The 23,262-nt window shown below is 72.0% G+C and carries 13 protein-coding genes and 1 pseudogene; 7 read left to right on the forward strand and 7 right to left on the reverse strand.

What is annotated here, in order from left to right; genetic code table 11:
- Positions 1-93: 93 nt before the first annotated feature.
- Positions 94-7,437: a LamG-like jellyroll fold domain-containing protein gene (locus tag ACZ6S0_RS22455; RefSeq protein WP_465920787.1), complete on the reverse strand. Its 7,344-nt coding sequence runs from the start codon at positions 7,435-7,437 to the stop codon at positions 94-96.
- Between the two features lie 280 nt (positions 7,438-7,717).
- Here ACZ6S0_RS22455 and ACZ6S0_RS22460 point away from each other — a divergent pair, with 280 nt between their 5' ends.
- A complete protein-coding gene (locus ACZ6S0_RS22460; protein WP_465920790.1) occupies positions 7,718-8,896 on the forward strand; it encodes a cytochrome P450 in 1,179 nt (392 codons plus the stop codon).
- 107 nt (positions 8,897-9,003) lie between these two features.
- On the opposite strand, the gene ACZ6S0_RS22465 is transcribed toward ACZ6S0_RS22460, so the two are convergent.
- A complete protein-coding gene (locus ACZ6S0_RS22465) occupies positions 9,004-9,750 on the reverse strand; it encodes an SAM-dependent methyltransferase (protein ID WP_465920792.1) in 747 nt (248 codons plus the stop codon).
- A gap of 257 nt (positions 9,751-10,007) precedes the next feature.
- Between ACZ6S0_RS22465 and ACZ6S0_RS22470 the strand changes: the two genes are divergently transcribed.
- A complete protein-coding gene (locus tag ACZ6S0_RS22470) occupies positions 10,008-11,321 on the forward strand; it encodes an FAD-binding oxidoreductase (RefSeq protein ID WP_465920795.1) in 1,314 nt (437 codons plus the stop codon).
- An 82-nt stretch (positions 11,322-11,403) separates the two neighbouring features.
- On the opposite strand, the gene ACZ6S0_RS22475 is transcribed toward ACZ6S0_RS22470, so the two are convergent.
- Both ACZ6S0_RS22475 and ACZ6S0_RS22480 read right to left on the reverse strand, forming a co-directional pair.
- Complete coding sequence (locus ACZ6S0_RS22475) at positions 11,404-12,876, reverse strand: catalase (protein ID WP_465920797.1); 1,473 nt, start codon at positions 12,874-12,876, stop codon at positions 11,404-11,406.
- A 44-nt stretch (positions 12,877-12,920) separates the two neighbouring features.
- Positions 12,921-13,235: a luciferase domain-containing protein gene (locus ACZ6S0_RS22480; protein ID WP_465921181.1), complete on the reverse strand. Its 315-nt coding sequence runs from the start codon at positions 13,233-13,235 to the stop codon at positions 12,921-12,923.
- 137 nt (positions 13,236-13,372) lie between these two features.
- On the opposite strand from ACZ6S0_RS22480, the gene ACZ6S0_RS22485 reads away from it, so the two are divergent.
- From ACZ6S0_RS22485 to ACZ6S0_RS22495, 3 genes are all read left to right on the forward strand, one after another.
- Positions 13,373-13,948, forward strand: a complete 576-nt coding sequence (locus ACZ6S0_RS22485) for a TetR/AcrR family transcriptional regulator (RefSeq protein ID WP_465920798.1) — start codon at positions 13,373-13,375, stop codon at positions 13,946-13,948.
- A 74-nt stretch (positions 13,949-14,022) separates the two neighbouring features.
- Positions 14,023-14,841: an NAD(P)H-binding protein gene (locus ACZ6S0_RS22490; protein ID WP_465920800.1), complete on the forward strand. Its 819-nt coding sequence runs from the start codon at positions 14,023-14,025 to the stop codon at positions 14,839-14,841.
- 36 nt (positions 14,842-14,877) lie between these two features.
- Positions 14,878-16,107 (forward strand): epoxide hydrolase family protein, encoded by a 1,230-nt coding sequence (locus ACZ6S0_RS22495; protein WP_465920803.1) that lies wholly within the window; start codon positions 14,878-14,880, stop codon positions 16,105-16,107.
- Between the two features lie 629 nt (positions 16,108-16,736).
- On the opposite strand, the gene ACZ6S0_RS22500 is transcribed toward ACZ6S0_RS22495, so the two are convergent.
- Positions 16,737-17,180: a winged helix-turn-helix transcriptional regulator gene (locus ACZ6S0_RS22500; RefSeq protein ID WP_465920805.1), complete on the reverse strand. Its 444-nt coding sequence runs from the start codon at positions 17,178-17,180 to the stop codon at positions 16,737-16,739.
- 130 nt (positions 17,181-17,310) lie between these two features.
- Between ACZ6S0_RS22500 and ACZ6S0_RS22505 the strand changes: the two genes are divergently transcribed.
- On the forward strand, positions 17,311-18,183 hold the full coding sequence (locus ACZ6S0_RS22505; protein ID WP_465920808.1) for an aldo/keto reductase family oxidoreductase: 873 nt from the start codon (positions 17,311-17,313) through the stop codon (positions 18,181-18,183).
- 54 nt (positions 18,184-18,237) lie between these two features.
- Positions 18,238-18,423, forward strand: a pseudogene (locus ACZ6S0_RS22510) (hypothetical protein); the annotation flags it as partial.
- Positions 18,424-18,761: 338 nt separating this feature from the next.
- Here the strand turns inward: ACZ6S0_RS22510 and ACZ6S0_RS22515 are convergent.
- Together ACZ6S0_RS22515 and ACZ6S0_RS22520 are read right to left on the reverse strand one after the other, a co-directional pair.
- Positions 18,762-21,941, reverse strand: a complete 3,180-nt coding sequence (locus tag ACZ6S0_RS22515) for an ATP-binding protein (RefSeq protein WP_465920812.1) — start codon at positions 21,939-21,941, stop codon at positions 18,762-18,764.
- 678 nt (positions 21,942-22,619) lie between these two features.
- The gene (locus tag ACZ6S0_RS22520; protein WP_465920814.1) at positions 22,620-22,871 is read right to left on the reverse strand and encodes a hypothetical protein; all 252 of its coding nucleotides are present in this window, start codon (positions 22,869-22,871) and stop codon (positions 22,620-22,622) included.
- Positions 22,872-23,262 lie beyond the last annotated feature (391 nt).

A 23,262-nucleotide genomic window follows, 5' to 3' on the forward strand; every position in this document is an offset into this window, starting at 1 on the left:
GTGTCCCGGGGGCCTGGCCGCCACACACCGGGTGGGCCGCGTCTGATCCGGCCCGCTGGAGGCCGGTGACGGCACCGGCCTCCAGCGGGTTCGCTAGGAATACTTGGTCTTGGCGCTGCACCTGGCGTTACGCAGATAGCCGAAGATGAATCCGCCCACCCATCCCAGCATCCTGGCCGCCCCCGGATAGCCCTTGGCACTCGACCAGTTGCCCAAGGCGTTGGAGAACATGGTGCCGAACACCTCGCCGCAGTTGAGGCCGTTCTTGACCCGGGAGTACTGCGACAGGCGGGAGAGCGCCCCGATGACCCAGGCGATGGCCCGCCCGATGTACTTGACGACCTTCTGCCCGACCCATTTCAGCGCCCGCAGGCACCAGTTCTTGCTGACCCGGCAGGCCGTCCACGCCAGCCGCGCGGCGCCGAGGATCGCCAGGATGATCGCCGGGATCGCCCTGCCGTCCAGGTCGGTACGGTTGACCGGGTCGGCGCAGGCGTACTCGTAGGCGTTGCAACTGCCGTCCACCATCGGGTCCGACTGCAGGAACCGCCCCAGGTCCGGCGAGTAGAGGCGCACCCCCATCAGGAGGTTGCCGCCCATCGCCTCCCCGGAGCGCAGCTTGCCGCCGAGCCAGCCGTAGCGCTGGCCGCTCTGCCCGCCGGCCGGCTCGCCGAACTCCTGGTAGTCGAACAGCTCCGGCTCGCTCAGGGCGCGGTCGACGGTCGCGGCCACGTCCCCGTGCAGGTTCGTCAGTTGCAGCAGCACGCTGCCGTCGGCGGAGGACGTCGCCACCAGGTCGTTGTCCGGCCCGGCGATGATCCGGGTACGGGCGCCGTTCTCGTCCTCGGCGATCCAGGTCGGCTCGTCGCTGTCGTCACCGTAGTGGTTGACCTTCGCCGCGGTGTTCGTCCAGGTGCCGTCCACCTGCGTCTGGGCGCGGGACGTCCGCGACCGGTGCATCGGGTCGAGCGTCCAGGTCTGCCGGGCGTCGCCGGCCTCCTGGCTCTGGACGAGATCGTTGGCGAAGTACCCGTTGGCCACCCCGTCCGGCGTCCTGGTCGTCCGGCCGAACGCGTCATAGACGTATCCCGCCCTGGTCAGCCGGTCGGCGGAGTCGTAGCCGTAGCTCTCCGACGAGTCGGCCTCCGCCGTGTCGCACGAGCCGTCCGCCGCCGGTTCGAAGACGGACCGGCCGGTCCGGTTGGAGCGGGTGTCGTAGGCGTACGTACGGGTGACGCAGCCGGCCGTGCCGGCGCCGCTGTGCGACACGGCGGTCAGCCGGCCGATCCGGTCGTAGGAGTAACGCTTGGCGCCGCCGGTGTACTCGTGGGAGATCCACTGGCCGGCGCTGTTCTTGACCACCGACTCCGAGAAGACGACCGCCCCGTCGCTGTCGCGGGTGTAGGTGCGCGACACCGGCTGGAGGTTGGCGTCGAGCCGGTCCGTACGGGTCAGCCCACCGGGATAGGTGAGCTTGACCAGTTGCCCGTCCGGCGAGTACGCGGCCGAGAACGTGCCCGCGATGTTGTCGGTGTACCCGGTCACCAGGCCGCGCGGCTCGGCCTCCCGGTCATAGGTGAAGGTGCCGGAACCGGTCGGGTCGGTCACCTTGGTCCGCCTGCCGAACCGGTCGTACTCGGTGACCGTGGCGGAGCCGTCGGCGTCGGTGTAGCCGACCAGCCTGCCCAGCACGTCGTACTCCCGGACGACGGCGGCGCCGTCCGCGACGGTGCGGGCGACCCGGCCGCCGGCGGGGTCGTAGGTGGTGGTCGTCGCGGGCACGGCCGCGCCCAGGTCGGACGTGATGGTCCTGCCCGTGACGCGGGCGGCGGCGTCGAACGTCGTCGTCGTGGTTCTCGTGCTGCCACCGGAGGTCTCCTTCACCTCCGCCTCGTCCAGGTAACGGCTGTAGGCGCTGACCCGACGGACGGGCAGCTCGTCGGTCATCCGTGCCGGGTCGTGCCCGGTGACCTCTCCGGCGGCCCTGGTCAGGCAGACCTGACCGGCCCACTCCGGCCGGTCGCCGCAGGCGGCCTCCGCCGCGTTGGCCCCGGCCGTGTAGTAGACCACCGCCAGCGTACGGGCGTCGGAGCCGTCGGCGCCGACACCCAGCGACTTCACCACCCGGCCGGCGTCGTCGTAGACCCGGTAGGAGGTGAGGTCCGCGCCACCGGCGTCGGTGACGGTCCTGGTCGGCAGGCGCAGCGCCCAGCCTGACGTCCCGCCGTGCTCGGGGGCGTACCCCTTCCTGGTGACCCGCAGGCCGAGCGCTGGGTAGCCGTCGATCCTGGCCCCCTGGGTCTCGGTCGTGACCAGGTGGTAGCGGGTTCCGTCGGGTTTGTCCTCGTCGTAGGCCATGGTCACGCTCGGCCGGCCGATGACCGTGGACCCGGCCTCGATCGCGCCCAGAGGCCCGCCGCCGTCAGGGTCGGCGACCTGGCGTTCCATCACCATCGTCACCGTCGGCCCGACCGCCTCCAGCAGGTTCACCCCGTCGGTGCTGTAGGCGTTCGTCGTGGACAGCGCGTACGCGCGGCTGGCGGTGTCGGAGTCCAGCAGACCGAGCGCGGCGAGGTCGGTGCCCGCGTTCGGCAGCAGGCCGAGCGCGAGCGAGCGGTCGGTGGCCTCCAGGGACCGGACCACGTTGCCGAACCTGTCGTACTCCTGGGTGTCGACGGCGCCGCCCGGACTGGCCACGTTGACCGCCTGACCGTGCGGGTTCAGGTAGTAGACGGTCGCGAACCGGTACCCGGAGGTGCCCGGCACCGAACCGGTGGCGCTGTTGCGGCCCGGGATGTCCTCCGGCCCGAAGACGGCGACCGCCTCGGTCGGCACGTCCGACTGTCCCCAGGTGGCCGCGGCGGCGGCGTTCAGATCGTACGGCCCGCCCGCCGCCTTGGTCAGCGGCGTGTTGTAGACCAGGTTGACGGCGGTCTCCCCGTCGGTGGCGGTCTTCGAGCCCGGCTGCAGCGCGGCCCGCCGCACCCGCAGCAGCTTGCCCGGGTCCTCGTCACCGGCCAGGTCGGCGATCTGGTCCGCGGTCAGCGCCCGCCCGTAGATCCGTACGTCGTCGATGCCGCCGTGCCACAGGTTCGCGGCGGCGCCCGCCCACTTGGCCCGGCCGATCACGTAGTTGCCGGACGCGTTCCAGCCGCCGGCGGCCGCGGTGGCCGACTGCGCCACCCCGTTGACGTAGAGGGTCATCCGGCCGGTGGCCGGGTCGTGGACGCCGGTCAGGTGGGTCCACTGGCCCAGCGTGGGCGCGACGTTCGAGGTGGCGCGCACCGCGGACGAGCTTTCACTGTCGGCGGTGACCCGTGAGAACGCCCACCGGTCGGTCGCGGCCACGTAGTTGAGGAAGAACCCGCTGGTGGACGAGCCGTCCTTGGAGACGATCGTCCGGTTGACCGACTTGTCGGTCAGGCGGGCCCAGGCGGAGACGGTGTAGGCCGAGGTGTTCGGCAGCGCGGCCCCGGCCACCTGGACCTGCGCCCCCGCCGTGCCGCCGAACGTGAGCGCGCGGTCCTCGGCCCGGCCGGGGTCGTTGCCCTGGCCCCAGCCCACACCCGCGGCGATCGTGCCGTTCCGGCCGCTGCCGGACGAGTCGGCCGCCGAGGTCCCGGAGCCGGCGTCCAGGTCCCAGCGCAGCGCGGCCGTGTCCACGTCCGGGTTGCCGTGGTCGAACATCCACGGCAGCTCACCCGGCGGGGTCGCCTTGGTGACCCGGCCCGCGGCGTCGTACTCGTAGGAGGTCTTCAGCGCGGGGCTGACGCGCGGGTCCCACACCTGGCGCAGCCGGCCCAGGTGGTCGTAGGCGTAGCGGGCGACCTCCTCGCCGGTGGTGGCGGAGGCCGCCGGGTCCCAGGCCCAGAGCTTCACCGCGACGACCCGGTCCGCGTGGTCGCCGAACACGGTGTCGCTCAGGCCCGGCGCGGTGGCCGCGGCGTAGACGTACTCGAGGGCCTGGCAGCCGCGTGGCAGGGTGGCACCGGAGCACTTGCCCGCGTCGTCCACGCCGGGCTGGAGCGGGTTGACCACCCGCTTGAGCAGCATGCGCCCGCCCGAGGTGTCGTAGCCGTAGCGCGTGGTGGAGGTCCCCGCCGCCGTCCACGTCGAGGCGAGCGCCCAGACCCCGCCCTGCCGGGTGAACTCGGAAACCGTCCCGTCGCTGTCGGACAGCCGGTACGTGTCCGCGCCCGCCTGCGCGAGCGTCAGCTCTTCCACCCCCGGCTCCGGTGTGAACGTCGACCCGTCCGCGTTGCGGGAGAACGTGAGCCAGCCTCCGTCGGTCGTGTTCACCTGCGCCACCGACGGCTCGGGGAAGGCCAGCGTCGTGTACGTGGCCGCGGCCGGCCCGCCGACGATCCCGGTCGACCAGGACGGCCCGAACGGCGCCACAATCTCGGTGAACGACAGGTTGTCCCAGTAGACCTTCTTGCCGGAGCCGCCCTGCGCGCCGTTGTAGAGGCGGAAGAACGCCTCGGTGGCGCCCGCCGGCACGGTGAGATCGACCGACAGCTCCTGCCAGCCGTCGGTGTACCCGGCCATCGGCGAGGCCACCTCGCGGTAGACGCCTCCCACCCGCGTGAAGCCGACGATGCGCAGGCCGCGCGAGTCGAACGCGGGCGTCAGCCCGGTCGCCGCCGGCACGTGGATCCAGCCGGTCATCCGGTAGGTCCGGCCCGCCTGCATGCCCAGCCGCAGGCCGCCGGTGTCGCCGCCCACCGCGACGAACGTGTCGTTGCTGGTCGTGGCCACCGGAGTGATCTCCAGCGAGTCCACCGGGTCCTCCTCGCCCTGGCCGTACGCCGTGGAGCGGGTGGCGGCGGACGTCCCTGCCGCGGTGAACCCCGTCAGGTCGGAGACCTGCTGCTGGGCGACGGTCAGGCGCTCCGGCATCGCCACGTGGCCGGCGGACGTGCCCCGCGACGCCGCCGTCCGGGTCACCGTCAGCCCCAGCTCGTCCACGTCGGTCGCGGACTGGCCGTGGTCGCCGTTCAGCAGGTTGACCATCCCGGGGCCGATCTCCTCGTCGGCGCCGTGGTCGCCGTTGGTGTCGACGGTGACCCGCACCCAGGGTGTGTCGTAGACCGGAGTGGTCGAGGTCGCGGTGTAGATCCGGGCGCGGACCTCAACCACGCCGCCGACCTGCCCGAGGGTGTGGGTGGCCGACCAGACGGCGTGCCCGCCGAGCGCGCTGAAGGGCACCGGGCTCGCGGCCGTGGCGATGATCGGCGCGCCGGCCGCCGAGGTGAGGTTCGCCGAGGGGACCGGCCGTGCGGGAGCGCCGGGCCCGCGCCGGTACTCGAAGTAGGCGCGGGTGTAGCCGGCCACTGGCGTGGTGATCTGCAACTTGGTGCGGCGGACGACGTTCGCGCCCGCCAGCGGCTGGGCGAGTGCCGCGTTGCCCGCCGAGAAGGTGTAGTTGTTCGGCTCCGACAGGTTGCCTGCCCGGTCCTTGGCCTGCACGGTCAGCGTGCGCTGGCCGTCCTGGGGCCGGAGCGTCACACTGGCGGCGCCGGTCGTGGCCACCGTCGTCGTGTCGCTGTCGGTGTCCATCCGGTAGATGAACCCGGCCAGGTCGGCGGTGTCCGAGGCGGGCGTGAAGGTGAACGCGTCCGGCGCCCCGGCTCCGCCGTGCGGCTGGCCGTCGTCCTTGTAGACGGTCGCGGACACGAACGGCACGCCCGGCCGGCCGGAGTCGACGGTCAGGTCCGACCACCCGGTCCACGGGCCGTACCCGTGCTGGTCCTTCGCCCTGACCCGCCACTGGTACGTACGGCCGCTCTCCAGGGCCGCGCTCACCTTCCACGACGCGGTCGACCCGTTGGACCAGGCCGGACTGCCGGAACGCGGCCCGGAGGCGGCCACCGAGGCGCCGGTGGCCTTGTCACGCACCTCGAACTCGGCCTGCAGCGCCTGGCCCGCGTTGCCGTCGTTCAGCTTCGCCGACAGCGTCGGCTGGGTCGCCGACGTCCACGCGTCCGCCTCGCAGGCCGTGTAACACGGCGACACCGAGGCGGCCGACGGCACGGCGGGCACCGCGTTGTAGGTGATGGAGATCGATGGCGGGTTGGCGCCCTCGGCGGAGTGGAACCGCTTCCAGGACAGGTGGTTCGTCTCGCTGGTGCCGCGCAGCATCAGGCTCACGTCGTTCCAGTGCGAGGCGGCCGCGCTCTGCAGCGCCTTGGCCACGTCGATGGTCACCCAGCCGTCGCCGCAGGCGGTGTTGTACCCCTTGGTCTGCGTCGACGTGCCGACCTTCTCCCGCGCCACCGGCTGGCTGCCGATCCGTACGGAGGCGTCCACCCGGTCCGTGCGCCACGCCTCCCAGCTCGCGGTCGAGCAGGACCACGAGTGGTAGTTCCACAGCCGCAACTGGGCCCCGATGATCTGCGTGTCCCAGATGCCCGTGGTGGCGAACCGCAGGAACGACCGCGCCACGAACGACCCTCCGTCGTCGGAGTAGCCGAGCTTGAGATCGGCGGACCCCGACTGGTCGGAGGTGTATCCGGTCTGCACGAAGGTGTCGAACGCCACCGGCAGCGATGACGGTGGGTCGATGGTGACCGGGAAGCGCAGGTCCGCGCGCTCCAGGAAGGCGGCGTCCGGGGTGAGCGTCATCGTCGCGCGCCCGGCGCCCCGCGGCTCGGTGGTCAGCTCGACCCGGCCCCGGTTGCGGTGCTCCAGCGTGAGCGGCGACACCTCGGCGTCCCACATCTCCGGGGTCTGCGCACGCGACACCGTGCGCCCGGCCTGGTCCTTGAACAGCAGGCCGCCCATGCCGTCCGGCGCGGCCGACAGCCGCCCGGTGCGGATCGGCAGCGTGAGCCGCCGAACCCGGGACAGGGCGGCCCGGTCCTTGGCCACGAAGAACTGCTGGTAGCCGGTGGCGTGGGCCTCCAGCACCAGGTCCACGCCGGGCATGATCCCGGGGTAGGTGGCGACCCGCCCGGATAGCACGGGCTCGGGGAGCGGGCCGGTCCACGAGACGCTGGTCCGCTCCTCTCCCTCGCCCAGCCAGACCACCTCGTGCTCGCCCACCTCGGCCGCCGCCCCGGCGAAGCGCAGGCCCCGCGGGTGCGCCTTCGGGGCCACCGTCCCGTCTGCCTGGCGCTGCAGGGTCAGGTCGACGGGGACCCACTTGCCGCCCTGCTTGACCCGTACGGGCGCCAGCGACTGTTCGCGGGTCACGGTGCCGTCGGGGTTGGCGAACACCTGGGTGGTCTCGGTGCGCTCGCCGGCGATCTCCACCCGGCCGTCGCACAGTCGCGCGGCGACGGCGGCGGAGGTGGCGTCGGCCCGCTCGGCCGGGCACCCGCCCGGCTCGCGCGCGGCCTGCTTCGACGTGACCCGTTGCGGCGCCGCCACCGAGGCGGCCGCCTGCGCGGGCGGGGCCGGGATTTCGGACAAAGTAAAGGCCATGACTACCGCCATGGCCGAACAGATGATGGGGGTCCACCGCAGTCGTGATCTGCGGTGGGGGGATAACGCGCGCGGCCGGGCCTTTGGCATGGAGCACATCCTGGGGGGTGAAAGATCCGCTGGGAGCCTTCAGAGTAGGCGACAGTTTGGGCGGCTTCCATACCTTTGGTAACCCGAGTGTGCACGGCGTGCGACGGACCGTGTCCCACGGATCGTCCGGGCTTGACCTTGACGTAGCGGGAACGTTTTGACTGGCGGCAGGCCAGCGACTCCCGTGAGAAAGGCGTGCACGATGACGACCCTGCCGTTCGACCGACCCGGCCCCCTCGTACCCCCTCCCGAGTACGCGCGCCTGCGCGAGACGGAGCCCGTGGCCCCGGTGCGCACCCCCGACGGCCGGACGGCGTGGCTGGTCACCTCGTACGAGGCCGTCGCCGCCGTGCTCTCCGACCGGAGGTTCGGGCTCGCGCCGCCCGGCGTGCCGCACGAGGGCAACGACACGTTGTTCCAGGACGGCGAGGCGCACGCGCGGCTGCGGCGGCTGGTGTCGAAGGCGTTCGGCCCGCGCGCCGTGGACGGGCTGCGCGCCCGCGTCGAGCGGCTGGCGGACGACCACGTGGCGGCGCTGGCCGAGACCGGCCCGCCCGCCGACCTGGTGGCCGGGCTGGCGGCGCCGATGTCGATCACCGCGATCAGCGAGCTGCTCGGCGTCGAGATCGGCGACCGCGAACGGTTCCACGCCATCGCCGGGGGCACGGGCGGGGCCGACTTCGTGTTCGGCGCCCCGGACGAGCTGGCCCAGGCCGCCCAGGCGTGGGAGGAACTGGCCGGGTACGCCGCCACGCTGGTCGAGGCCAGGCGGGCGGCCCCGGGGGACGACCTGCTCAGCTCGCTCATCGCCGTACGGGACGCCGACGACGGACGGCTGAGCGACGGCGAGCTGGTCGCCATGGCCGCCACCATCGTCTCCGCCGGCTACCTGTCGGCCCGCAACGCCATCTCGACCGCCGCCCTCCACCTCCTCGCCGAGGATCGGCTGCCGGACGCCGCCGACCCCGGGCGGCTGGCCGCGACCGTCGAGGAGGTGCTGCGCCTGCAGTCGGGGCGGACCGGCGAGCCGTTCCCCCGCTACGCCCAGGCCGATCTCGACCTGGCCGGGGCCCGGATCGCGGCCGGTGACCTGGTGCTGGTACGGCTGGAGGCCGCGCACCGCGACCCCCGGCAGTTCGACGAGCCCGACGCCTTCCGGCCGGAGCGGCACTCCGGCTCCGGTCCCGGCCCGTCGCTGGTGTTCGGGCACGGCCTGCACTACTGCCTCGGCGCGCCGCTGGCCCGGCTGGAGGTGGCCGCCGCCCTCGGCGCGCTGGCCCGGCGGCTGCCCGGCCTGCGGCTGCGGGATCCGGTCGACCAGATCGTCTGGGCCCACGACGGCGTCGACGTCGGCCCGGCGGAGCTGCACGTCACCTGGTGATCGGGGCTTGGCCCGTGGGGTGCCTCTGCTGAGCGGATGTCGGCCCGTGCTGGGCTCGACCTGGTGATCGGGCCTCTGCTCGTGCCGTGCGTTCGTGGTGATCGGCGTCAGTCCGTGCGTTGGAGCAGGAGCGTGACGAAGCCCAGGGTGTCCCGGTAGCCGGTGAGCCACAGCTCGCGGTGTTCGCGGGCGGCGGAGAGGGCGGCGTCGCCGTCCGGGCCCGGGTGGGCGAGCGCCCAGCGGGTCAGCGTGCCGGTCCACGACCACTCGTACTCGTCCCATTCCGCCCTTGAGCTGGTGTGACCGTGGACGGTGGCGAAACCGGCGCGCTCCATGCGCTCCACCGTGCCGGCCAGGTCGGCGTACTCGTCGGGCTCGGCGTCCAGCCGGGTGAGCAGGTCGGGGGTGGGCGGCCGTTCCCAGAAGCCCTCGCCGACCAGGGCGAGCCCGGAGGAGGGACGCAGGTGGGCGCGTACGGCGGTGAGCGTGGCGGCGAGCCCGCCGAACGCGTGGGTGGCGCCGACGCACAACACCAGGTCGTACGGCCCGTCGGCGGCGAAGGCGGTCGCCGGGACACGGTGCAGCCGCAGCCGGTCGGACACACCGCGGCTGTCGGCGTCCCTGGCGGCGGCGGTCAGCGCGGGCTCGGACACGTCGACCCCGTCGGCCGTCGCGTCCGGGTAGAGCGCGAGCGCCCTCGTCAGCCACGCCCCCTCGCCACAGCCCAGGTCGAGGATGCGAGCCTTCGGCGGCAGCTTCGCCCGGGTGAGCAGGCGCTCGAGGCCCTCCTCGCTGATGGGGCCGGAGATGGGGTGGTCGGCGTGGGCGAGGTGGCTGAGCTGTTCGCGTTCCATTCGAGGGACTATGGCGGATCGGCGGACGGAGTGCCAAGCGAGAAACTGTGGCGGGTCGCGGGGGCGTCGGCGGGCGAGCGGAATTTGTCGGTGCCGGGCGGCATCCTTGGCGTGCGGCGTCACTGCCAGGGCGCGGGAGTCATGGGCGGCGTGCGAGGTTCTTCCGCCGCCCGGTCACGTTTCCGCCCTCGCGTCCGTCATAGCGGTGACGCACGACGGCCACCGGCCGACGAACGACACAGGAGCTGAGGACGAACATGACGAACACCGATCTGCGCGGCGCGGTGGAGGGCCGGGTGCTGCTGCCCGGCGACGACGGGTTCGAGGAGACGGCCAAACCGTGGAACCTCGCGGTCCGACAACCCGTCGCCGCCATCGTCGAGGCCCGCGACGCGGCCGACGTCGCGGCCGTGGTCCGCTACGCGGGCCGCGCCGGGCTCACGGTGAGCGCCCAGGCGGGCGGCCACGGGGCCTCCGGTGACACCGAGGGGGTCATCCTGCTGCGTACCGGGCTGCTGGGCGGCGTCGAGGTGCGGGCCGGGGAGCGGGTGGCCCGCGTGGGCGCGGGCGTGAAGTGGGGTGAGGTACTGGCCGCGGCCGGGCCGCTGGGGCTGACCGGGCTGGCGGGCAGCAGCCCCATCGTGAGCGTGACCGGCTTCACCCTGGGTGGCGGGCTGAGCTGGTTCGGCCGCAGGTACGGCTTCGCCGCCGACAGCGTGCGCTCGTTCGACGTCGTACAGGCCGACGGCGAGCCCGCGACGGTGACGGCCGACTCCGACCCCGACCTGTTCTGGGCGCTGCGCGGCGGAGGCGGCGACTTCGCGGTGGTCACGGCGGTCGAGTTCGAACTGCATCCGGCGCCCGCCCTCTACGGGGGCCGGACGATCTGGCCTGGTCATCGGGCCCGCGAGGTGTTCGACGCCTTCCGCGAGATCACCTTCCAGGCCCCCGACGAGCTGAGCCTGTGGTTCAACCGGGTCCAGCTCCCGCAGGCGCCGCCCATGGTCACCGTGGACGCCGCCTTCCTCGGCGACGAGACCGACGGGCGCGCGCTGCTCGGCAGCCTCGACAAGATCGACGATGTGATCGCCGACCAGCGGCGTCCGATGGCCGTGGCCGACCTGGGCGACATCTGCGCCGACCCCACCGACCCGTCACCCGGGCGCTCGCGCGGCGAACTGCTGACCGCACTCGACGACACGGCGGCCGGGATCCTGCTCGACGCCCCGATGGAGCCGCTGCTCGGCGTGCAGCTCAGACACCTGGGCGGGGCGCTGGCCGCCGCGCGGCCGGACGCGGGGCCGAGCGGTCCCCTCGCCGAGCCGTACCTGCTCTCCCTGCTGGGGCTCGCGCCCACCCCCGAGATGGCGCGGGCCGCGAGCATCCGGCAGGAGCAGTTCGCCGAAGTGCTCGGCGGGCTGGTGAGCGGGCGCAAGCCGTACACGATGCTGGGGAGCGGCGAGCGGGCCTCGGCGGCCTTCACCGAGGCGGACCTGGCCCGGCTGCGGGAGATCAAGCGGGCCCGCGACCCGCACGGGGTGCTGCGCGCCAACTTCCCCGTCCTGGCGTGACCCCACCCCTCGGGGTTGCGCGGATCGTGAGTGCCGCAGCGGCCGGTGCCTGGGCGGGAGGTCCCGCCCAGGCACCGGTCCGCTACCGTACGGGTGACGCCAGGCCCAGGCCCTGCGCGATCCGCATGCCCAGCTCGCGGTCGACCTTGTTCCAGTACTCCTTGACGGCGCGCTCCTGGATGAAGCGCTCCACGCCCTGGCTGAGATGCCAGACGACGTTCTCGACCAGATGGTCCCGGTCGGTCGGCGTCATCACCTGGCGGTAGAGCATGCCGGGCTGGACGAAGTCGTCGTCCTCGCGGTGCTTGACGTAGGCCGTACGCATGATCTCCCCGGCCGCCACGGGCCAGGTGAGATCGTGGTAGCGCTCCGGATCGGCGCGCGGCCCGCCGTAGCTGTTGGGCGCGTAGACGGGCTGGCCGTCGTTGTGGCGGTAGCACATGGGGCCGTCTTTGTTGTAGCTGTGCACCTCGCTGATCGGCCGGTTGACCGGCAACTGGTTGTAGTTCGTCCCGGTACGGTAGCGGCTGGAGTCGCCGTAGGCGTGCAGCCGTCCCAGCACCATCCGGTCCGGGCTGGGCCCGATGCCCGGGACGAAGTTCGCCACCTCGAACCCCACCTGGGTGATCTCGGCGAAGAAGTTCGCCGGGTTGCGGTCGAGGACCATGCGGCCGATGGGGATCATCGGGTAGTCCCCGTGCGGCCACACCTTGGTGATGTCGAACGGGTTGAAGCGGTAGTCGGCCGCCTCCTCGAACGGCATGATCTGCATGTCCAGGCGCCAGGCCGGGTACTCCCCGCGGGTGATCGACTCGAACAGGTCGCGCCGGTGGTAGTCGAGGTCCTGGGCGCGCATCGCCCGGGACTCGGCGTCGGTGAAGTTGGAGATGCCCTGCTCGGTCTTGAAGTGGTACTTGACCCAGAACTTCTCGCCCCCGGCGTTCTCCCACAGGTACGTGCTGCTGGCGAAGCCGTCCATGTGCCGCCAGGTGCGCGGGGTGCCCCGGTCGCTCATCAGGATCGTGACCTGGTGGGCCGATTCGGGGGAGAGCGTCCAGAAGTCCCACTGCATGTTGTTGCTGCGCAGGCCGCTGTCGGGCAGGCGCTCCTGCGAATGGATGAAGTCCGGGAACTTCATCGGGTCGCGGATGAAGAAGACCGGCGTGTTGTTGCCGACGATGTCGTAGTTGCCCTCTTCGGTGTAGAACTTGATGGCGAAGCCGCGCACGTCGCGGTCGGTGTCGGGGTAGCCCTCCTCGGCGGCGACCGCCGAGAAGCGCACGATCAGCGGGGTGCGCTTGCCGACCTTGTTGAGGAAGGCCGCCTTGGTCCACGGGGAGACGTCCGCCGTCACCTCGAAATAGCCGAACGCGCCGCCGCCCTTGACGTGGTACACGCGATCGGGGACACGCTCGCGGACGAAGTGGGCCAGCTTCTCGTTCAGGTAGACGTCCTGGAGCAGCACGGGTCCGGCGGGGCCGGCCGTGAGCGAGAGTTCGTCGCTGGGGAGTGGACTGCCGGCGTCCGTGGTGGTGTTCGGTGGTTGATATTTCATTGTTTTCCCCCCTTTCCCTGCCCCTTCCCTCCGCTCCCTCCTGCTCACCTGAGCCCGGCTCGGTGGCTCGGCGAGCGGGTACGGCAAGCGGCTGCGGCGGGCGGGTGCGGCAGGCGGCGAGCGGCTGCGGGGCCGGGCGGGGACAGCATGACCAGGGTGGGCGGGCAGCGTCCCTCGTGGACGAGCGGGTGCGGCTCGGCCCAGCCCGTGTCCACCGCCTCGGCCGCGTCGCCCTCGGGCAGCAGCAGGTGCAGGCTCCCGTCGGACAGGCCGTGCAGATGGGCGATCTCGGTGCTGTCGCGGACGAACGCCGAAGCGGGGGCCCAGCGCGTGCTCGGACAGTTCTGTCTCTTTAGTATTCACCATTAGTTATCATACAAATACCCTCCGAAGTGATTGGGTGGAGGTCCTCGACCCCTCGGGCGGGAGGAGCCGACAGGGAGGCACTCTCGTGTGCCTCAGGAGTTCCTACAAGCGTTGGCCTACACTTGTTGTCATGGCGTTCACCGAGAGATCGGCGACCACCAGGACCTCGATCCTCGCGGCCGCCAGAAAACTGCTCGTCGAGCGAGGCTACGAGGCCATGACGATCCGGGCCGTCGCCTCGATGGTGGGCGTGGACCCCTCGATGGTGATGCGCTACTACGGCAGCAAGGCCGGGCTCTTCCGCGCCGCCGTCGACGTGGACCTGCGGCTCGCGAGCGTCGACCGGCCGGCGCCGGAGCGGATGGGCGAGGTCCTCGTACGGCACTTCCTGGCCCGCTGGGAGGGCGAGCAGGCAGACGACGTGCTGGTCCTGCTGCTGCGCTCGGCCAGCACGAACCCGATGGCGGCCGAGCGCATGCGGGAGGTCTTCGAGACGCAGATCGCCTCCTTCGCGACCCGCGTGACGGGGTCGGACGACGCCGTGTACTGGGCCGGGCTGGTCAGCAGCCAACTGCTCGGCCTGGCCCTGACCCGTTACGTGCTGCGCTTCCCGCCGATGGCGGAGGCCGACGTCGACACGCTGGCCAGGGACATCGGGCCTGTGGTGCAGCACTACCTGATGGGCGCGCGGCTCGGTCGGGGCTGAGCCCGGCCGCGTGGCGGGCGCTACTTCGCGTGTAGCGCCCTCCTGTCGAGAACACCTCAACGACAGGAGACAGGATGACGATTCTCGTGACCGGGGCCACGGGGACGGTCGGCCGCCAGATCGTGGCGCAGCTCGTCGAACGGGGCGCCCACGTACGCGCCCTGACCAGGAACCCGTCCGCGGCCCGGCTGCCCGCCGGGGTCGAGGTGGCCTGCGGCGACCTGGCCGCCCCGCAGACGGTGGCGCCCGCGCTGGAGGGGGTCACCGGCCTGCACCTGATCACGTTCGGCGGCGACGACTACGCGCCGCTGGAGAACGGGCCCGAACTCGTCGAGCTGGCCGCCAAGGCGGGCGTGCGCCGCGTCAGCGTGCTGAGTAGCTGGGACGAGACCTCCGTCGAAGCCGCCCTGCGGGCCGGCGAACTGGGCTGGACGCAGTTGCGCTGCGTCGAGTTCATGGCGAACGCCCTCGACTGGGTCGACTCCATCCGGGACGAGGGCGTGGTACGCGTCTTCGGCAACCACCCCGGCGCGGTGATCCACGAGGCGGACATCGCCGCCGTCGCCGTGACCGCGCTGGTGGCGGACGGGCATGCCGGGGAGACGTACGACCTGACCGGGCCGGAGACGCTCACCCCCGAGCAGCGGGTGCGCCTGATCGGCGCGGCGGCGGGGCGGGAGATCCGCTTCGAGGAGCTGACCGAGGACGGCTACCGCGCCTCGATGCTGGCGGCCGGGGTCGGCGAGGACATGATCGAGTTCGGGGTCCAGCTCGGCGCGAACCCGCCGGAGATGGGGCTGACCGTGCTGCCGACCGTGGAACGGGTCACGGGCCGTCCGGGGCACACGTTCGCCCAGTGGGCGGCCGAGCACGCCGGCGCCTTCCGCGTCTGACCGATCCCGCACCGCCCACAACGCTCAAGGAGAGACATGACCATCCGCCCGTTCCGCATCGAGATCCCGCAGCAGGACCTCGACGACCTGCGCGACCGCCTGGCCAGGACCCGCTGGCAGGACCAGCTCCCCGGCACCTCCTGGGAACGCGGAGTCCCGCTCGACTACCTCCGGGAACTGGCCGACCACTGGCGCACCGGCTACAACTGGCGCACCCACGAGGCCCGGCTCAACCAACTCCCCCAATACACCACCACCATCGACGGCCAGAACATCCACTTCATCCACATCCCCTCGGACAACCCCACGGCGCTGCCGCTCCTGCTGCTGCACGGCTGGCCGGGCTCGATCGTGGAGTTCCTGGACGTCATCGAGCCGCTCTCACGCGACTTCCACCTGGTCATCCCCTCGCTGCCCGGCTTCGGCTTCTCGATCCCGCTGTCCGGCACCGGCTGGGACGCCGCCCGCGCGGGCCGCGCGTTCACGGAGCTGATGTCGCTGCTCGGCTACGAACGGTACGGCGTGCAGGGCGGGGACGCCGGTGCCTTCATCGCGCCCGAGATGGGCAGGCACGCGCCCGATCGCGTGGTGGGGATCCACCTCAACGCCGCGATCACGTTCCCGATCGGGCAGGAGGGCGAGATGGACGCGCTGTCCGCGGAGGAACGGCGGCGCTGGGACGCCATGGAGAACTCCAAAGACGGCTACCTGCAGACCCAGTGGAAGCGGCCCCAGACCGTGTCGTACGGGCTGCACGACTCGCCGGTGGGGCAGCTCGCGTGGATCATGGAGAAGTTCAAGGAGCTGACCGAGCCCGTGGACGGGCTGCCCGAGGACACCCTCGACCGCGACCTCATGCTCACGAACGCCACCATCTACTGGCTGACGGGCACGGCCGGGACGTCGGCGCAGTGGTACTACGAGAACATGAGCGCCGCCGACTGGACCGCTGACGACGCGGGCGCCTGGGGCCAGGACGGCGACGCCTGGGCCACCGGCGACGACAACGCCTGGAGCTCCTCGGACGCGGACGCGGGGTCAGACGCAGGGTCGGGGGCGGGGGACTGGGCCGCCGCGGCGCGGGGCACGGTGCCGACAGGGGTGCTCGTGTCGACGGCCTGCGACGTCACGATCCGCACCTGGGCCGAGCGCGACCACAACATCGTGCACTGGGCCGAGTACGACCAGGGCGGCCACTTCTTCGCCGCCGAGCAGCCGGTCCTCTTCGCCGAGGACGTCACCACGTTCTTCGCCAAGCTCCGCTGACATCTGCCCCTTCCCTGCCCGCCCGTGCTGCCACCGCTCGGCACGGTCGGCCGGGTCGGCGCCACCCGGCCTGGACGGCGATCGGCGGGCGGGCTGGGACGGCGAGCCGCGGCACAGCTCAGCCGGAGACCGCCGCTCCGGCTGGCAGGTTCACCGCGAGCGCGGGGTGCGCGGCTACCACGAGATGCCCGGTCGCGCCGAGCATGACGGGGGCGGTTTGCGCCGCGTGTGACGAGGACGGCGCGTGACGGGGAGGTTTGCGCCGAACGTGACGAGGACGGCGGTGAGTGCGGGCGCGATCGTGTGGGCGTAGAACACCTCGACGCGGGTGATGCCAGCGGTCGCGCGGGCGGCGAGGTCGCCGAAGGGGAGCCGGTCGCGCGTCGTGGGCCGCCGGAGCGAGAATCGCGGCGACAGGCGCGGCTACGTCCCGCTGTTCGGCGATGCGGACTCCGAGAACAGTTGTCAGCCTGGAGTCACTCGCGGGGTCGTTCTCTGGCGGCAAGCGTCCGCGTCCGGTCGCGTGCAGCCCCGACGGCCGCATCCTCGCCTATGGAAGTGGCTCATCGCAATCGAGGGTGCGCCGCGTGAGAGCGTGGCGGTATCGGACGGTTGGTTGGGTCAGGTCATCAAGGAGTGCGGGCGTCGTGCTTCTCGCGGTTGGCGAGGACCTGGTCCATGTGGGTCTGTGCCCAGTGCCTGAGGTCGCGTGTCAGGTGGTGGAGCGAGAGGCCGAGGTCGGTCAGCTCGTAGGTGACGGTGACGGGGACGGTTGGCGTCACGGTGCGGGTGAGTAGACCGTCGCGTTCGAGTGCTCGTAGGGTTTGGGTCAGCATCTTCTGGCTGACTCCCGCCAGCAGGCGAGAGATCTCGGAGTAGCGCATCGTTCGTGCGGCATTCGATGTACCGGGCTGGTCGGACTTGTCTGCTGTGTCGCCGCCAAGCGCACAAAGGATCAGCACGACCCACTTGTCCGAGATTCGGTCGAGGAGCTGGCGGCTGGGGCATGCCGCCAGGAATGCGTTGTACGCCGCCTTGGCCTGCGCCCTCTGGGCGGCCTTCGTTGTCGTCACTGATCTTGCCTTTCACCTGTGGGTGAGTTACGCACTTCTGAGTGCCTACTTCCCCACGGGAAGTAGCTCTCCAATACTCGTCCAGGGAGGTCGAAGATGCCACCCACGGTGAGAAACGAAAGGCACAACGATGAACGCACCCACCACATCACTTCCCGGCGGCACCTGGACACTGGGCGACTCAACCATCACCCGGTTCGGCTACGGCGCGATGCAACTCGCCGGCCCGTGGGTCATAGGGCCTCCCGCCGACCATGACGGCGCCCTGGCCGTGTTGCGTGAGGCGGTCGCGGCCGGTATCACTCACGTTGACACCAGCGACGCGTACGGACCGCGCGTCACCAACGAGCTGATCCGTGAGGCTCTGCATCCCTACCCGGAGTCGCTGTTCATCGCCACCAAGGTGGGGGCGAACCGAGACGGGCAAGGCGGTTGGCCCACGGCCCGGCGACCCGAAGATCTGCGCAAGCAGGTCCACGAGAACCTTCAGTCCCTCGGGGTCGAAGCGCTCGATCTGGTCAACATGCGCATGGGCGATGCCGAGGGCCCCAAGCCTGGTTCGCTCGCTGAGGCGTTCGAGACGCTCGTCGAGCTCCAGCGAGAGGGTCTGATCCGTCACCTCGGGGTCAGCAACGTCACCACCGAGCAAGTCGCCGAGGCGCGAGGTATCGCGCCGATCGTGTGCGTGCAGAACATGTACAACGTCGCCCACCGCCACGACGACGACCTCGTCGACCGGCTCGCCGCCGATGGCATCGCCTACGTGCCGTTCTTCCCGCTGGGGGGCTTCACGCCGCTACAGTCCGAGGCGCTTTCGGGGGTCGCGGTCCGGCTTGGGGCGACGCCGATGTCGGTTGCGTTGGCCTGGCTGTTGCAGCGCTCACCGAACATCCTGCTCATCCCCGGCACATCATCGACAGCCCATCTGCGCGAGAACATCGTCGGCGCTGGGCTCTCCCTCTCCGAGGAGGACGTGGCCGACCTGGAGAGTATCGGCCACTGAACGACATGCAGGCCGTGCCCGAGTCCAGCGGACAGGCACGTCGCCACCCCTGGCGCGGGTTTCGCTTGCGCTGATCCGACTACTTTCTGCCGGCTCAACGAGTTCGGGCTCGCGGTGACGGGCCAACGCATTGAACTGGATCGAGCGGTCCTGGCTTGCCGGATGGTCGAGCGCGAGAGGTCGGACGAGCGGTGGTGTCGGCGTTGCGAGGAAGAAGTTCTGGATGGATCCGTACGCGATTTACGAGATCACTTCTGGCACCTGCTGACGCCCGCGATCGGTGGGAGCTGAGAATCAGGTGACCGGCGTCGCAGACGGTCCAGGGCGCGAGCCATGGAAGGGCGTCCTGACACCGCCAGCCGCAGCCACCGTGCAGGGGCGCCGGTGACTCCATGGGAGACTCCCTCGATGCCGAGCACCCGCAGCGGCTCCAGCCGCTCACGGGGCGTGGCCCAGGTTTCCCGCCCGGTGCTGCGGCGTGCAGACGGCAGAGGCGAAGCACGCGCGGATCGGTCACGGGGGGTCGGCAGGGCCTCCCAGCCGGAACCGAACCAGAACGTCATGCCCGTTCGTGCCGCTCAGAAGGTCCAGCGGACCTCCGAGTCCGGCCGGTAGCGGCAGGTCGCCCCTGTGGTGACGGAGGCGCGCAGGTGGGCGGCCAGCTCGGGGTGGCGGTGGTCGAGTTGGCGGAGGGTGTTGCGGATGCGGTTGGTGACCGCCTTGCGGGCGCGTTCGGCCTCGTCACCCAGGCGGCGCGGCCGGCCGCCCAGCCCGGCAGCGGTACGCAGCTCGTCGAGCAGCGCCTGCCGCTCCGCGTCGAACCCGGCCGCGCGCCGATCGTCGCCCAGCTCCACCGCGCGGTCGATCTCCTCGTCGAGCAGCTCCAGCCGCCTGCGGTAACGTGTCCGGGCCTCCGCGTCGAGCACCTCGTCGCCACCCAGGCCGCGCGCCGCGATCACGACCTCCCCGCCCGCCGGATTGAGCAGCTCGACCGCCGGCACCTCCCGCCCCGGCCGCCCGATCAGCATGCGCAGATCGGCCAGCCCCTTGGAGTCGGGCAGGTGCACGGACCGGCCGCCGAAGGTCAGCGTCCAGACCTCGCCGTCGAAGCGGAAGGCGTTGGCGCCGGGACGCGGGAGGCGTACGAGCATGCCCAGCTCGGCGGCCTCCCGCTCCACCTCCTCGATCAGCGCGGCCGCGTCGTCGCCTCTGGCCTGCAGCGCCTCGGCCAGACGCGCCCGTGACTCGACCGACCAAGGGCGGGCGCCCAGGAGATCGGCGGCCCGGTAGGCCGAGGTGAAACCGTCGATCGCGGCGTCCCACCGCCCCTGGGCCGCGTCGAGCACCGCCACCCAGTGCGCGTACGGGCCCTCGACGGCGACGGTGGCCGTCACCGCCCACTGCCCGACGTAGGGGGAGATCGCCGCTCTCGCGTGCTCGCAGAGCACGGGATCCTTCGACCGCGCCGCCGCCTGCGCCTGGAACCTCAGCCACAACGGCCCCATCCAGCGAAGGTACTGCTCGCCGGACGCCATGATCTCCGCCAGATGGCGTACGGCGGCCTCGCTCCCGTCGCCGCGCTGCACCGCCGTCACTGCGTGGAAGAGCGGGAAGTGCGGGCTGCCCGCGCCCTCCATCTCGGCGAGCACGTCGTCGGCCACGTCGAACCGTCCCCGGAGCAGCGCGGCCGACCAGCGTTGCAGCCAGCGCAGGTCGCCGCGGCCGATGCCCGGCTGCTCGCCCAGCTCGTAGGCGGCGTCGATGTGCGTCTCGGCCTCGTCGAAGCGGCCGGTCAGCGTGGCGAACATGGCCTTGAGCACGATCGCCTCGTGCCGATGGAGCGCCAGCTCGGAGCCCTCCGCCCTGGCGGCGAAGACCCGCTGCTCGGCCAGGCAACCGGGATCGCCCAGCTCCAGCAGCGCCCCGATGCGCCAGGACCGGGCCGTCAGGTCGAGCTGCCGATCGTGGCTGCGGCGGGCGACGGCCGCCAGCTCGTCGGTGATGGCCAGGCGCTCGGCGGTGGTGCCCGCTCCCCAGATGGCGCCTAGCCGGACCAGCAGGCTGTAACCGAGCGCCTCGTCGTCGTCGCCCTGCCGGGCCAGGTCGGCGGCGACCTCACTCAACTCGCGCGCCGCCGCATCCAGCCGCCCTCCGCCGTCACCCCGCATGGACGCCTGCCGCCGAACCTCCAGCAACAACTCCGCCCGAGCACCCCCGATCGTGTCAGCGCCCGCTCCTGGGCCCGCTCCTGGGCCCGCTCCTGGGCCCACGCCCATGCCGACGCCCGTGCCCACGCCCGTGCTCTGCGCGTCCGGCCGTGCGCCGGTCGCCGGGGTGAGCGGGGCGCCCAGGTGGGGCGGGGGGTCGTGCCGGGAAGCACCGGCGTGGACCAGCCGCTGGTGGGCCTCGTGGACGAAGTCGGTCCAGCGGTCCTGGCCCGCGTAGCAGAGGTCGTGCAGCTTCAGGGCCGCGATCGCGAGCAGGTCGGGCGCGTCCAGCCCGCGAGTGATCGCGATCGCCGCCTCCACCGTACGCACCCCCGCCGCCGCATCCCCCGCCCGGTGCTGGGCCACGCCGAGGTCGAACCCGATCGTGGCCCGTCGTCGCCGGTCAGCGGAGGGAGTGCGCTCCAGCGCGCGGCGGTAGTGCGTGACGGCCTCCTCGTCGGCCATCCGCCCCTCGGCGTCGCGGGCGGCGGCCAGGAGCAGATCGGGTGCTTCCGGGACGGCGGCCAGATAGGCATGGTGGGCGAGAGTGGCGGGCAACGGCGTGTCCAGAGCGCGCAGGGCGGCGGCGTGCAGGGTGCCGAGGACCGGCTCGTCGAGGTCGGCATAGAGGGTCTCGCGCACCAGATCGTGTACGAAGGCGTAGTGCCCGTCGCCGCCCGAGGTGACGAGCTTGGCGGAGACGGCCTGGTCGAGCTCCATCCGCACCGGCCTGGCCAGGGCCGTGGACACCGGCTCCTCCGCGAACTCCCGCCCGAGCACCGCCCCCATCCGCAGCACGTCGAGCACGTCGTCGGCCAGCCGGGACAACCGCCGCCGCACCGCCGCCTCCACGCCCGGCGGGATCGTGGCGAGCGGGCTGCCGCCCTGCCACAGCCGGGCGGTCTGCTCCACGAAGAACGGATTGCCCCCGGTGCGCCGGTGGATCTCCGAGATCAACTCGTCGGACGGCGGCACCCCCGTCGTACGCGCCACCAGCCGGCCCACACCCGCACGATCGAGGCCCGCCAAGGCCAGCGTCGTGGCCCTGGCCTCCAAAGGCAGGCTGAGCGCGCCCTCCACCTCCGCGTCACGATAGGTGCCGATGACCAGCAGCCGTTCGAACCAGGCATGCCCCACCACGAACTCCAGCAGCCTCAACGACGCCGCGTCCGCCCAGTGGAGGTCTTCGAGCACGACCACCACCGGCTGCTCCCGCGAGGCGCTCACCAGCAGGCCCGTCACGGCGTCGTAGAGCTCGAACGCCTCCCCGTCGCCCCGCGTCAGATCCTGGGGCGTGGCACCGGGCGAGAGCTGCCGGACCACCTGCACCCACGGCCAGTAGCCGGGCGCTCCCTCACCCTCCCAGCACGCCCCGGTGAGCACCCGGGCGCCGCCGCGCACGGCCTCCTCGGCCGCATCCGCCACCAGCGCGCTCTTGCCGACCCCCGCCTCGCCCGTGACGAGCACCAGCGCCCCGTGGCTGACCAGCGCACGCTCCACCTCGCCGCGCAGGATCGCGGCTGGTCGTTCCCGTCCGATGAGCATGGCCATGCGTGGCACCCTACGCGGCCGGACCGACAATTTCGCCCGCCGCTCGACTCGCGTCGGGACCGAACCCTTCAAGAAGCCCGCATCCCACGAACGACCACCGCTGTGGCACGACATCCCAGGTCAAGGGCCTTGTGTGCGGTGAGCGGGGCGACGAGGGCCGGAGCACGGACCGGACCCGGGCACCCGGCCAAGCTCGTGACTGGGTCGAAGGCAGAGAACGGGCGGGTCCGCAACGGATCGAGGGCGGGGGACGGGCGGGCCTGGGGACGGGTCGGGGCTCGGGGCGTGAACAGGTCGGGGCGGGCGCCGGGGTGAGGGGTCACGCGGCGCCCGCCGCGACGGTCGCGGTGCGGCGGCCCTCGGATGCTGGAACGCCGGCCGTGGCGTCCGAAGGACACCGCACCGCGAGAACGTGGCCGCGACCCCTCAACGGGACGGGATCACGGCTCTTCAAGGGGACAGGGCCGCGCGCCTCTCAGGAAGGACGCCGTGCAAGGACGTCCTTCCTGACCCGGTAGGCCCGCGGGCCGGTGGGTTCGGGGCCGGGAAGGCCTTGAGGCCCGGTGGACCTGTGGCCCGGTGGGTTCGTGCGGGCGGGCTCGCTGAGCGGCAAGGCCCACGAACGGGCCGACCCGTGAACGGGCAGGTCAGCGGCCCGCCAGCACGAAGGCGGGAGCGTCAGCGCTGGACGCAGCTCGCGTTCTGCGGCGAGGCGATCGGGACCTTCACCCCGACCCCTGCCGCCTCCAGACCCGGGACGCAGAACTTGGCGTTGTTGAGGACCCCCACGGTGCTTTCGATGCCGCTCGGGATGTGGGCGGACGCCGGAGCCGTGAGCGCGCCGAGGGCGAGGCCCCCGGCGGCGGCGGCGATGGTGAGCCTGCCCAGGAGCGAGAGGCGGAGTGGTGAGGTGCCGGTTGGAAGATGCATCGGGACTGCCTTTCTGGTTGCGGAGGGGGCCAATGTTTCCGTGGGGTGCTTTGCCGCCAGCGACAACTACGGAACGTGACTGTCGGTTACTGTGAGCTGTCAGTCGCGCAAGCACGACCTGTCCCGGCCCTCTCGCATCGGCGGCTCGGTGGCGGCCCGGCGCGCCGGAAATCGATTTTCCGAGTAATCGATTTCCAAGGATCAAGATCGTGCCATCCCTGAGACGAAGACCACGGCAGGCGCCCCAAGCCCCACATGACCGCAGACCGTGCGGGCACGCGGCTCGAACAGCACGCCACCCCGATCATGCGGCGACCGTCCAGCACTCTAATATCGATCTCGTGTACGGCCACGACCACCCGGCGGCGCAGCTCGCGGACGAGCGCCGCGA

Source organism: Nonomuraea sp. NPDC051298, assembly GCF_055586305.1.

Coding starts and splice junctions, on each gene's coding strand:
- ACZ6S0_RS22455 (WP_465920787.1), bottom strand. CDS start 7,437: ATGGCGGTAGTCATGGCCTTTACTTTGTCCGAAATCCCGGCCCCGCCC.
- ACZ6S0_RS22460 (WP_465920790.1), top strand. CDS start 7,718: ATGACGACCCTGCCGTTCGACCGACCCGGCCCCCTCGTACCCCCTCCC.
- ACZ6S0_RS22465 (WP_465920792.1), bottom strand. CDS start 9,750: ATGGAACGCGAACAGCTCAGCCACCTCGCCCACGCCGACCACCCCATC.
- ACZ6S0_RS22470 (WP_465920795.1), top strand. CDS start 10,008: ATGACGAACACCGATCTGCGCGGCGCGGTGGAGGGCCGGGTGCTGCTG.
- ACZ6S0_RS22475 (WP_465920797.1), bottom strand. CDS start 12,876: ATGAAATATCAACCACCGAACACCACCACGGACGCCGGCAGTCCACTC.
- ACZ6S0_RS22485 (WP_465920798.1), top strand. CDS start 13,373: ATGGCGTTCACCGAGAGATCGGCGACCACCAGGACCTCGATCCTCGCG.
- ACZ6S0_RS22490 (WP_465920800.1), top strand. CDS start 14,023: ATGACGATTCTCGTGACCGGGGCCACGGGGACGGTCGGCCGCCAGATC.
- ACZ6S0_RS22495 (WP_465920803.1), top strand. CDS start 14,878: ATGACCATCCGCCCGTTCCGCATCGAGATCCCGCAGCAGGACCTCGAC.
- ACZ6S0_RS22505 (WP_465920808.1), top strand. CDS start 17,311: ATGAACGCACCCACCACATCACTTCCCGGCGGCACCTGGACACTGGGC.
- ACZ6S0_RS22515 (WP_465920812.1), bottom strand. CDS start 21,941: ATGGCCATGCTCATCGGACGGGAACGACCAGCCGCGATCCTGCGCGGC.
- ACZ6S0_RS22520 (WP_465920814.1), bottom strand. CDS start 22,871: ATGCATCTTCCAACCGGCACCTCACCACTCCGCCTCTCGCTCCTGGGC.